At 44.8% G+C, this 12369-nt stretch carries 7 protein-coding genes and 1 pseudogene; all 8 read left to right on the forward strand.

All coding sequences use genetic code 11. From position 1 onward, the window contains the following. Positions 1 to 51: 51 nt before the first annotated feature. The gene (locus AC1DYT_RS26415; protein ID WP_477472480.1) at positions 52 to 3243 is read left to right on the forward strand and encodes a SusC/RagA family TonB-linked outer membrane protein; all 3192 of its coding nucleotides are present in this window, start codon (positions 52 to 54) and stop codon (positions 3241 to 3243) included. A 31-nt stretch (positions 3244 to 3274) separates the two neighbouring features. Continuing rightward, the gene (locus AC1DYT_RS26420) at positions 3275 to 4864 is read left to right on the forward strand and encodes a RagB/SusD family nutrient uptake outer membrane protein (RefSeq protein WP_477472481.1); all 1590 of its coding nucleotides are present in this window, start codon (positions 3275 to 3277) and stop codon (positions 4862 to 4864) included. A 25-nt stretch (positions 4865 to 4889) separates the two neighbouring features. Then, positions 4890 to 6386, forward strand: a complete 1497-nt coding sequence (locus AC1DYT_RS26425) for a glycan-binding surface protein (protein WP_477472482.1) — start codon at positions 4890 to 4892, stop codon at positions 6384 to 6386. 61 nt (positions 6387 to 6447) lie between these two features. Beyond that, positions 6448 to 7920, forward strand: a complete 1473-nt coding sequence (locus AC1DYT_RS26430) for a cellulase family glycosylhydrolase (RefSeq protein WP_477472483.1) — start codon at positions 6448 to 6450, stop codon at positions 7918 to 7920. Positions 7921 to 8070: 150 nt separating this feature from the next. Continuing rightward, on the forward strand, positions 8071 to 9543 hold the full coding sequence (locus tag AC1DYT_RS26435) for a cellulase family glycosylhydrolase (RefSeq protein ID WP_477472484.1): 1473 nt from the start codon (positions 8071 to 8073) through the stop codon (positions 9541 to 9543). 97 nt (positions 9544 to 9640) lie between these two features. Further along, entirely contained in the window at positions 9641 to 11440 is a 1800-nt protein-coding gene (locus AC1DYT_RS26440) for a family 43 glycosylhydrolase (protein ID WP_477472485.1), read from the forward strand. A gap of 229 nt (positions 11441 to 11669) precedes the next feature. After that, a complete protein-coding gene (locus AC1DYT_RS26445; protein ID WP_477462330.1) occupies positions 11670 to 11909 on the forward strand; it encodes a hypothetical protein in 240 nt (79 codons plus the stop codon). A 101-nt stretch (positions 11910 to 12010) separates the two neighbouring features. Then, positions 12011 to 12369, forward strand: a pseudogene (locus AC1DYT_RS26450) (glycosyl hydrolase); the annotation flags it as partial.

Below are 12369 nucleotides of genomic sequence, written 5' to 3' on the forward strand. Positions count from 1 at the left end.
CCAACCAACCAACAATGAACCAATTAAAAAACCTTAAAATCCTTTTATAAGATGGATAAAAATTTACAAAAGAGAGTGAAATACCGAATTTCATTAATTATTATGGGCATGTTTCTTTTTATTTCGGCCCATGCACAAACCTTAAATATTACCGGAAAAGTAACAAGTGCCGAGAGTGGCGAGCCCATGCCGGGCGTAAACGTTAGGATCAAAGGGACAACTATCGGATCCGTAACGGGTGTAGACGGCAACTATTCCATAGCGGCGGCACCAGGAAACATCCTGGTTTTTAGCTTTTTAGGTTTCTCTACCCAGGAGATAAACGTTAAACTAACCGGTGCAATAAATGTTAAGCTAAGCTCTACCTCCAGCAACTTAAATGAAGTGGTGGTTACCGGTTATGCCCGCACCAAAAGGAAGGACCTTACCGGTGCGATAAGTTCAATATCCGGGAACGACCTGCGCCAAACCCAACCCACTACCTTTGACCAGGCCCTGCAGGGCAAGGTTGCCGGCGTTGTGGTTCAACAGGTATCGGGCCAGCCCGGTGGCGGCGTATCTATTCAAATACGTGGCGTATCGTCAATAAGCGGATCTAACTCCCCGCTGTACGTTATCGATGGTATTATTATCCCGCCGGTTGGTGATCCCGGGAAAGGTTCCAACCCATTGAATAGCATCAACCCCGCCGAAATTGAATCGATAGATGTATTGAAAGATGCTTCGGCAACAGCCATATACGGTTCGCAGGCAACTAACGGCGTGGTTGTTATTACTACAAAAAGGGGCAAATCGGGGGCACCGCAGATAACTTATGATGTCTATTCGGGCTACCAGGAAATAATGAAGCGGCTCCCTACCGTAAACCTGCAACAGTTTGCCACTATCATTAACGCCAGGGCTGCTGCCTGGGGCTTTGATGTCAGGCCCCAATTTGCCAACCCTCAATACCTGGGCCTTGGTACCGACTGGCAGAAAGAACTATTCCGGAAGGCTCCGATGATGAATCACACCATTACGGTAAGTGGCGGGGATGCCAGGACCCAATATTTGCTGTCAACCTCGTATTTTAACCAGCAGGGGATAGCCCTTGGGTCTGATTTTACCAGATACTCGGTACGATTGAACCTGGACAATAAAACCACTAACTGGCTAAAAATAGGCACCAGCCTTCAATTGGCGCACGTTGATGAAAATGTAAGTGCAACCGGCAATAGTGTAATTGGCACCGCGCTCAGCATTAGCCCTGATGTCCCGGTAACCAACTCTGACGGCTCCTTTGGTGGTGTTACCGACCCCGCCGGTTGGGTAACGCCTGTTGCCAACCCGGTGGCATTGGCGAAAATTATCAAAGACCAAAAAAGGAGGAACCAGGTATTTGGCAACCTATATGCCGAAATACAATTTACTAACGACCTGTCGTTGCGGAACGAGGTATCCGGTAATTTCGATTTTAATACAGCAGACTATTTTTCGCCGGTCTATTCTTTTGGCAAAGGCACTGCCAGCCCTAACAGAGGTTCCTCTTCCGCCGGCCAGAATTTTTATATCGTAATACGCAACTTCCTGAATTATAACCATAATTTCAAAAAACTCCATTTCAATGCATTAGCAGGGCACGAAGCCCAGGAGAGCACTTTTGAAAATGTTGGCGCCGGGCGAAGGAATTTCGCGTCAGACAATGTACAGGCGATTAATGCAGGCGACGCTACCACAGCCACAAACTCGGGCGATAATTCACAATCGAACCCTACGGGCGGCGGTGCGCAGGAATCCTATTTCGGCCGYGCCAATTTCTCATGGGACGATAAGTACCTGCTCACCGGCAATATACGTGCCGATGGYTCTGCAAATTTCCCGGCTGGCAGCCGTTGGGTTACTACCTATTCGGGYGGRTTTGCCTGGAAAATTAATAAAGAGGCGTTTTTAAGAGATGTAAAATCGATAGACGAACTGAAGCTGAGGGTTGGTTATGGATTAACCAACAACCAGGGCATACCGGGCAATACTTATGTAACCCAGCTTGCAACGGTTTCAAATGGCTTATCAGGCACAGCRCAGTTCCAGAACAATTTGGCCAACCCGGACGTGAAGTGGGAAAAGACAAATTATTACAGCGCGGGGCTTGACGGAACGTTTTTAAACGGGCGGCTAAGTTTCTCCTTAGACGTTTACGACCGCGAAACACACGGCCTTTTACTGCAGGTGCCGCTTCCGGCATACTCCGGTACTGTAGGGGGCTGGGGCCCGGGATCCATGCAAGCGCCTTTTGCCAATGTGGGCTCGCTAAGCAACAAAGGGGCCGACCTCCAGATCAATACCACCAATATCAATTCTAAAAATTTCACCTGGAAAACCGGTTTTACCATATCGCGGAATATTAACAAAGTAACCAGTTTAGGTGCAGGTGGAGACCAGGCCAACTTAAGCCAGAAATCGTACGTAATTAACGATATAATTGAAAAAACGGTAGTGGGCCAGCCCATTGGCGAATTTTACGGCTATGTATTTGATGGGATATTTGCAACGCCAAGTGATCTGCAAAACCATGCCCGGCCTGCCGACGCAAACGGTAACCCTTACCCGGTTTCTGCAGCGGGCGGTGGTATCTGGTACGGCGACCGTATGTTCAAGGATTTGAATGGCGATGGCGTTATCGACTCGAAGGACCAGACCTTTTTGGGCTCCCCGATCCCTAAATTCCAGTACGGCATCAATAATACATTCAACTACAAGAACTTCGATCTGAATATTTTCTTCAGTGGCAGCTATGGCAACAAGGTGTTCAATCAAATGGCTATACAGCAAACCGATCCGGGAAATCATGCCACTTTTTTTACATCGGTACTAAACTATGCGCAACTGGCCCTGGTAAATCCTGCCGGCTCTGCAACCGATGTTGACAATGTATATGTTATCAACCCAACAACAACAGTAGTAGGGGTGAGAAATGACAATACCAACAGCAACAACCGCCCTAACAGCTTGATGATTGAGGATGGTTCATTCCTGCGATGCAAAAATATCACCTTAGGTTACCGGATATCAGAAAGTCTTTTGTCAAAAATATCTGTGCGTTCTGTTAGGGTATATGCCAACGTATCCAATGCATTTATCATTACAAAATATAAAGGCATGGACCCTGAAGTTGGTTCGTGGAACCCGCTCCAGGCAGGTTGGGACGGCGGTTATTATCCGCAGCCAAGAGTATTTACCATTGGTGCAAACATAACCTTGAAATAATAAAACGATCACCGATTAAAAATATATGTTTATGAAATCAATTCACAAAATCATCATCATCCTGCTATGCACGGCAGCAGTGGCGGGATGTAAAAAGAGCTTTTTGGACCGCCCGTCCAATTCGCAGATAAGTTCTACCAATTTCTACAAAACCAGGTCCGATCTACGGTTGGCTACGGCAAGCCTTTACGGCGGTGCGCTGTGGTTTCAATGGAGCAATGGCGCCCTGATACCGCTGGGCGACGTATTAAGCGGCACCGGCAGCTTTCAGTACAGCAACGATCTGGTACAGCTTTTTACACGCACCATTACCGCGCAAAATGGCCTGGTAACAAATGGCTGGGTTGGGCTGTACAATGTTATAGGGCAATGCAATGGCGTTATCAATGCCATAGAGAAACAGGCGGACCCGTCCATTTCTGCTGCAGACAAAAACGCGGCCATAGGCGAGGCAAAATTTATCCGTGCCATAGCTTATTACCATTTGGCGGTGTATTGGGGCGCAGTACCCATTATAGAAGACAACAGCAAACTGATCAAAGATCCGCTGCTTCCGCGTAATATTATTACAGACGTTTATAAATTCGCTGCCAACGACCTTACTTATGCAGCAAACAATCTGCCCAAAACAGACGAAAAGGGCCGGGTAACTACCTGGTCGGCGCAGGGGATGCTGGGCAAAGTATATTTGACCATGGCAGGCGTAGGCAAAAGCGGCAGCCGCGACCAGGCTTTGCTCGACAGTGCTAAAAAGTACGCGGGCAATGTGTGTAAAAATAGCAATATAAATTTATTGCCCAGCTATTACGACCTTTTCAAGGCGCAAAACAACGATAACCAGGAGTCTTTATTTTCCATTCAATGGGCCGCGGGCGTAGGTTATGGAAATGGCAATACTTTACAAACTTATTTTTCACCAAGCGCGGAGGTACTTCCTCAAAAGCAAGGCGGATGGCAAGCCTTACAACCAACGTATGATCTATACCGGATGTATTCGGCTAAGGATACGGTAAGGCGCAAAGCCACTATCATGCTGAACGGGGATATTTATCCCGAATTGCTTCAAGCCTCCGGTGGTTTTAAGGCGACAGGCACCGGGCTGAAGAAACACATTATTGGCAACGAAAAAGACAACAATTCGCCAACAATGGATATATGGTCATCCATCGAGCATAATGCGATCCTTAGGTTGGCCGATGTGTATTTGGTATATGCCGAAGCTATTTTGGGCAATAATGCGAGCACGAGCGATGGCGACGCCCTAACTTATTTTAATAGAGTGCGGATAAGGGCCGGTGTGGATATTGTGACTTCGATAACCCCGGCTTCGATGCGTACGGAAAGAAGGGTTGAGCTTGCTTTTGAAGGGCAATACTGGATAGACCTGGTTAGGTATTCTTATTACGATCCGAGTAATGCGGTGAAGTTCCTGAATGACCAGGATGCCACGCATGGCCGGATCTCGTTTACTTATGACCCGGTAACTAAAAAGGCTACAAGGGATACTATTGCCCCGCCATCTACGCTTCCGGCAACTATCAATTCCTTTACGTTGCCGATCCCCTCATCAGAGATTACCAGCGACCCTAAATTGGCTCAGCCACCGGTACCATATTATTAATCAAAAAAAACTTAAATATATTGTTATGAAAAATAAATCATTTTTACAATTATGTTATTTGCCGCTTCTCCTGCTGCTGGTGGCTTTCCTGCCGGCTTGTAAAAAAGACGCTGCAACCAACAGTGCCCCTCCTGTTATTGCAAGCATCAAGAGTTATGTTGCCTCGCCAAACGACACGGTTTTGAATAGTGCTGTGGCAAAGGGCCAATGGGTGGTAATAACCGGGCAGAATTTGCAAAATGCAACTAAAATAAATTTCGATGGGGTACCGGCCTCATTCAATTCCACATTATTTGCGCCTAACAGTGCCGTGGTGCAAATCCCTAACATAGAGTTTGCAAAAATTGATACCACTAAACTTTATACAGTAGAATATGCTACGCCAGCAGGCACAACAACGTTCGCCTTTAAATTAGGCCCGCCTGCGCCAACTGTTTATGCTATATCTGATGTGTTTGCCAACCCGGGCGATTCGGTTTATCTTTTTGGTGCAAATTTAGTATTGGTTCAAAGCCTGGTATATGGAGGCACCAATATCCCCAAATTTAAATCGAGCCTTCATGGGGACTCTCTTGGCTTTTTGATGCCGGCATTAACGCCTACCAAATTCATTACGGTAACCACTAAAGGTGGTATTGCCCTGGATACCATAAATGCAAAGCCAATCATTGCCGCCATTTCCAACGGTAATCCCGACCTTGGTGATTCGGTTTATGTTTATGGTGCTTACCTTAAGACTGTTCAGTCAATTTCTTTTGGCGGTGCTACTATTACAAATTTCACAGAAGGCCCACATGGCGCTTATGTTAAGTTTGCGGCTCCGGGTAAGTACAGCTACGCTAGTGGGCCAGTGGCCATTGTTACCAGTTATGGAACGGTTTCTACTGTTTATAAAGTAAATACTCAAAATGGCGTTACTGAAGGCCTTTTAGCAAATTTTGAGTGGGGTGATAATTTTGGCTATGCCTGGTGGGGAGATGAAAAATTGGCTTTCGGCCCTATAGCCGATTATAATGGTTCGATGGGAACAAATAATACGATGTATATCTATTTTGATTCTCCTGTTTTAGCTGGCGGTGCCAGTAAGTACGCCCCATTGGGTAATTCTAATACGGGTAATCACTGGGTACCTGTGGCAAATATTACAGATCCTCCTTCAAGCTGGGCTCTTCAATTTGAAATAAGTGTGGTTCAGCCATGGAATGGAGGTACGCTTTATATCAGAACTGAATTGGCAGGTGACAGTTATGTTGCGCGTTATGAGCCATGGAAAATTCCTAATTCAAATGTTACCAAAGCTTTTAAAACGAAAGGTTGGCAAACCGTAACTATTCCTTTATCTGAGTTCAGGTCAAAAGTTGACGAATTAGGGGATGGTGTATCAGTTACTCGCATAAGCGATCTATTAGGGTCTACCGGTGCAAATAGTTATAATATGACCCTCAAAAATTTCAGTAGTTCGCCAACTGCGACTGGTTTTTATGCCGCTATTGACAATATTAGGTGTGTGAAAATCAAATAGCCTACAGCCCCACAGCAGTATATCGTTGTGGGGCTTTTTTAATAATTAAAATTAAGACAAAATGAAAATTAAGTATTGTTTTACAATATTGATAACTGCTATTACAGTTATATCTTTATTCTCCTGTAAAAAGACAAAAAACGCAGCTCCGGAACTAACGGTTACTCAATCTGCCATAGCATTTACGCCCGAAGGCGGAACACAAGATTTATCTTTTACCTGTAGTAGCGATTGGACCATTAGCAACCCTGTTTATTCGTGGTTGCAATTAAGCGCAACATCAGGCAACAGCGGTAGCACGGTTATCCATGTAACAACCTTGTCAGTAAACGCTACCGGTGCAACCCGCTCGGGTATTTTATACCTAAGTGCTTCCAACGGCCAGGCCAGGAGGGTGACGGTTTCTCAGGCCCCCACCATATATAAAAGTTATAATACATCGCCAATTGCGCCGGATATGACCGGAATGGCCAGTAATGCAGTGCAACTGGCGGCAAAAATGCGTACGGGGATGGGAATAAATATTGGCAATACCATGGAATCGCCAAACGAAGCCGACTGGGTGAATAGCAAAGTTACCGAGTCGTATATAAAATTTATAAAAAGTATAGGTTTCACTTCCGTGCGGCTTCCTTGTAACTGGGTTTGGAGCCATTTAAGCGACCGGAAAAAGGCAACAATTGACCCTGCATGGCTTGCGCGGGTGAAAGAAGTGGTTGGATGGTGTGTGGCTAATGATGTGTATGTAATACTGAATGCTCACGGTGATAGTGGCTGGCTGGAAAATAATGTCAATGCCATAAAGCAAGATTCTGTTAATGCGATGCAAAAAGCAATTTGGGAGCAGATTGCTACAACGATGCGCGATTTTGATGAGCACCTTTTATTTGCCGGCGCAAATGAACCTTCAGCTAATAATGCCGCACAAATGGCTATACTCAATACTTACCACGAAACATTTATCAATGCAGTCCGCTCTACCGGGGGCAGGAACGCTAATCGGGTGCTGGTTGTGCAGGGACCCACAACGGATAGTTATTTAACTTCTGATCTGATGACTACTATGCCTCACGACCCGACACCTAATCGTATGATGCTTGAGGTACATAGCTACTCGCCTTCTACATTTAATCTCCTAATCGATGGGGATGTAAGTTGGGGCAGGATGGCTTTTTACTGGGGGGCCGGGAATCATTCTACTATTGAGCCGGATCGCAACGCCACCTTTGGAGAAGAGGATGCGCTGATTGCTGAATACGGAAAGATGAAAAAGTTTGTTGATCAAGGTATCCCTGTAATACTGGGTGAATATGCATCCTGGAGGCGGACTGCCGCCAACGTCGGCAAGCCTCTTCCTATGGATCTGGCTATGCACAACAAGTCTGTAGATTATTGGGCAACGTTTGCCACCAAAACTATGAGAGCCAATGGCCTTATGCCATTTTGGTGGGAGATAGGTTTTACTTTAGACAGAAAAAATAATGTGATAAAGGACCAGGCTTTGTATGATGCCATTAAGGCAGGATATAAGTAAAGAGCAATATTTCGCGAAAACAGATGCATCGCTTTAGATAGGCAGATCTAGTTGATATAAACCGTTTCGTCAATACGACTAGTGTGGGTGTTAAAAAAGGTCCTCTGAACAGTGTTGTTCAGAGGACACTTTTAAGTAAATCAAGACAAAATGAAAATCAAGTATTCTTTTAAAATATTTATATCTCTTATTACAGTTATATCTTTATTCTCCTGTAAAAAGACAAAAAACGCAGCCCCGGAACTAACGGTTACCCAGTCTGCCATCGCATTTACGCCTGAAGGCGGAACACAAGATTTATCTTTTACCTCTAGTAGCGATTGGGACATTAGTAACCCTGTTTATTCGTGGCTGCAATTAAGCGCAACATCAGGTAACAGCGGCAGCACCGTTATTCATGTAACAACCTTGTCGGAAAATAGTACAGGAGCAAGCCGCTCTGGTATTTTATACCTAAGTGCTTCCAATGGCCAGGCCAGGAGGGTGACGGTTACCCAGGCCCCTACCATATACAAAAGTTATAATACATCGCCGATAGCGCCTGATGCGACCGGAATGAGCAGCAATGCTGTACAACTGGCGGCGAAAATGAGTACGGGAATGGGAATAAATTTTGGCAATACCATGGAATCGCCAAACGAGGCCGACTGGGTGAATAGTAAAGTTACCGAATCGTATATAAAATTTATAAAACAATCAGGTTTCACTGCCATACGGCTTCCCTGTAACTGGGTTTGGAGCCATTTAAGCGACCGGAAAAAAGCAACAATTGACCCTGCATGGCTTGCCCGGGTGAAAGAAGTGGTTGGATGGTGTGTGGCTAATGATGTGTATGTGATGCTGAATGCTCACGGGGATAGTGGATGGCTGGAAAATAATGTCAATGCCATAAAGCGAGATTCTGTTAATGCAATGCAAAAGGCAATTTGGGAGCAGATTGCTACGACCATGCGCGATTTTGATGAGCACCTTTTATTTGCCGGTGCGAATGAACCTGCAGTTAATAATGCCGCGGATATGGCCATACTTAATGGTTACCACGAAACATTCATCAAGGCAGTTCGCTCTACCGGGGGCAGGAACAGTTACCGCGTGCTGGTTGTGCAGGGGCCGAGCACAGACCCTAATAAAACTGCTGATTGGATGAATACTATGCCAACAGACAATATTCCCAACAAGTTGATGCTCGAGGTGCATGACTACACGCCTTCTGTATTTACGCTACTAACGGATGGAGACGCAAGTTGGGGCAAGATGGTTTACTACTGGGGGGCCGGGAACCATTCTACTATTGAGCCGGAGCGCAACGCCACCTTTGGAGAAGAGGATGTGGTAGTTACTGAACTAGGAAAGTTAAAAAAGTTTGTTGATAAAGGTATCCCCGTGATAATGGGTGAATATGCAACCTGGAGAAGGACTGCTGCCACCAACAGCAACTATCTTCCTAAGGATCTGGCTATGCACAACAAGTCGGTAGATTACTGGACAACTTTTACGACCAAAACTATGAAAGCGAATGGTCTTATGCCATTCTTTTGGGAGATAGGTTTTATGTTAGACAGAAAAAATAATGTGATAAAGGACCAGGCCATGTATGATGCCCTTAAGGAAGGATATAAGTAAAATTAATGTTAGAATAAAGCTTTTGCTGGAACGACGGTACTGTGAACAGATTTACACAGTACCGCTTTCCGGTGAATTTAAAGTTAAACTAACATATATGAACAATATTATAAATATGAAAAGCAGAATTCAGAGGGTATTTTTAGGTTTACTGTTCCTGGTCACGTTGCCTTCTTTTGCCTGTAAGAAGAAAGAGGTTGAGACTCAATTCACGGTTTCTTCCTCGCAAGTTGTTTTTGAACCCGAAGGAAGCAGTTCTGATGTTTCTATCGCCAGCAATGTTAAGTGGACCGCGACAGCCAACACCTCACTGCCATGGTTAACGATAGGTCAGTCATCGGGAGGCCCGGGAAATGTTACGCTTAAATTAACCGCGAACGCTAACAACACCGGGGCTACCCGCGGGGCGATAGTGACTATCACAGCTTCGAATGGTAATGCCAGGCGAATTCAAATTACTCAGACAATTAATGAAGATCTGGAAGTGAAATGGGCAAAAGTTTCGCCGAAACTTTTCACCAATAATGCGAATCCTTTAATAGATTTTATGTTTACGGCCGACCCAACAGCTGTAGAATACAACGGAAGAATTTATGTGTATGCCACCAATGATCATGAACAGTATGAGCATGTAGGAAAGGATGGGAAAAATTCATACGAGCGTATCCGTTCACTGGTCATGATGTCTTCTGATGACATGGTCAACTGGACTTATCATGGCCTCATAAATACAGCAAAGCTGGCACCATGGAGTCAGAATTCCTGGGCACCTTCCATTACAGCCAGGCTGGAAGCAGACGGCAAAACGCACTTCTATTTGTATTACTCCAATGGCGGTGGTGGCTCAGCCGTGCTTACTTCCACTTCCCCCGTTGGCCCCTGGAAAGACCCATTAGGAAAGAACATAGTCGACCGTACCGTCCCCGGTGTGGATGTCGGTGCTCCATTCGATCCAGGAGTGGTGATTGACGACCAGGGCACAGGCTGGCTGAGTTTTGGAGCCGGAACGCCTAAAACAAAATATATGCCGGATAATGCCCGAATCGTCAAATTAGGAACAGATATGATCAGTTTAGCCAGCAGTATTTCTAAGATACCTGCTCCTTATTTCAATGAGGCCAGCGACCTTAACTTTATCAATGGAACCTGGGTTTATAGCTATTGTACGAGTTGGGATGAACGCACTGAATGGCCATATACCAATATTGCTAAACCAACCGCATGCAACATATCTTATATGACGAGTAAGACACCCTTAGATAAGGATAGTTGGAAGTATCGCGATAATTACTTTAAGAATACCGGCGACGTTAACGTAGGTCCTTTTACAAACAATCATAGTCACTTTTTCAAGTTTAAAGGGAAATATTATCTTGCTTACCATGCTATGTATCTACAGGATTATTTTGGCACTAAGGGTGGTTTTCGTAATGTGGGTATCGAGCCAATGCAGATGGATGAAGCAAATGATGTGACTATCCCCATGGTCAATGCAACTTTTAAAGGCCCGTCACAACTTAACCTATTAAATCCATTCGTTGTGCAGCAAGCAGAAACCACTGCCGGCACTTCGGGGCAAGTACAGTTCGAAGATGGTGGCAGTGTGGGTAATATGGTTGCCAAAGGAACGATAGATAAACAATGTCTTATGGTACGGGGAGCTGATTTTAGCCAACAGGTTCCTGTCAAATTCGAAGCCCGTGTGAAAGGAAAAGGCAGGATTGATGTTTATGTAAATAATCTTAAAGGCCCGGCTCTTGTTTCCCTTATATGCGATGCGAAGGACTGGACCACGCTCTCAAAGCAAATAGCCTTGAACATACCTAAAGGAACAGGGAATATCTATTTTGTATTTAATGGAGAGGGGTTTTTGTTTGATGAATGGAAATTTTATTAAGTCCGGTTGTTGGTTTATTGATGCTGCTTATAAGTAGATGTTCAATTAAAACGGGCTGTTGCTGCCGATTGGGCAAATGAACGTTGATTCAACAATCCTCAAATTATCCAGGATAATTACACCAAAACTGTCGGTGTCACGAATATAGGTTTATTCGTGATACCGGCAGTTTTCCGCAAGTTTAAATTGATATGTTCAAGTAGCTCTAAATAGGATTAAAAAAAGGAATATGGAAAGTCAAATTATTTCAAAAGAGCCGGAATTAGACGAGACTGAAATTAAAGGATTGATAGAGGATTTTGAAACGATTGGTATTTTGCTGAAGGCGCACCCTGCTTTCTTCAGGAATCCTCTTATATCGCCTGAATCGAGAAAAATATTTAACGAAGGCTTGGTACTCATTAAGAACTTCACACAAAAATGTTTAAAGCATTACGGATTAAACACCTTTCAAAATCGAGTAAATTAAAAGTGGTGGCTACACCATTACACAAGGCCAATATCCGGGTAATTGTCAATACCGATGCGGGCTTAACCCAGACAAACGTCAAACAAAATCAGAATGATATTATGAAATATACAATAACCTGTTTTATTGCACTTTTTCTTTCCGGCGGAGTTTCAGCGCAAAACAAAAACGAGGTTGCGCTTAAAGCAAAGATCAATAGCATCGTCAGGAAAATGACGCTGGAAGAAAAAATAGAAATGCTTCACGGCAACGCGTTATTTTCATCGGGCGGCGTGCCGCGTTTAGGTATCCCGGAACTAACCTGCGATGACGGCCCGTTGGGTGTACGCGAAGAAATAAAGCGCTTTGACTGGGCGTCGGCCAACTGGACAACCGATTCCGCCACGTTTTTACCAAATGGCTCGGCAATTGCGGCTACCTGGAACCCGGTAATGGCCAACAGGTATGGCGTAGTATTAGG

The sequence above is a fragment of the Mucilaginibacter sp. P1_D10 genome (genome assembly GCF_056406215.1).

Excerpts from the sequence above, each read along its gene's own strand:
- AC1DYT_RS26425 (WP_477472482.1), top strand. The coding sequence starts at position 4,890 with ATGAAAAATAAATCATTTTTACAATTATGTTATTTGCCGCTTCTCCTG.
- AC1DYT_RS26445 (WP_477462330.1), top strand. The coding sequence starts at position 11,670 with ATGGAAAGTCAAATTATTTCAAAAGAGCCGGAATTAGACGAGACTGAA.
- AC1DYT_RS26435 (WP_477472484.1), top strand. The coding sequence starts at position 8,071 with ATGAAAATCAAGTATTCTTTTAAAATATTTATATCTCTTATTACAGTT.
- AC1DYT_RS26440 (WP_477472485.1), top strand. The coding sequence starts at position 9,641 with ATGAACAATATTATAAATATGAAAAGCAGAATTCAGAGGGTATTTTTA.
- AC1DYT_RS26430 (WP_477472483.1), top strand. The coding sequence starts at position 6,448 with ATGAAAATTAAGTATTGTTTTACAATATTGATAACTGCTATTACAGTT.
- AC1DYT_RS26420 (WP_477472481.1), top strand. The coding sequence starts at position 3,275 with ATGAAATCAATTCACAAAATCATCATCATCCTGCTATGCACGGCAGCA.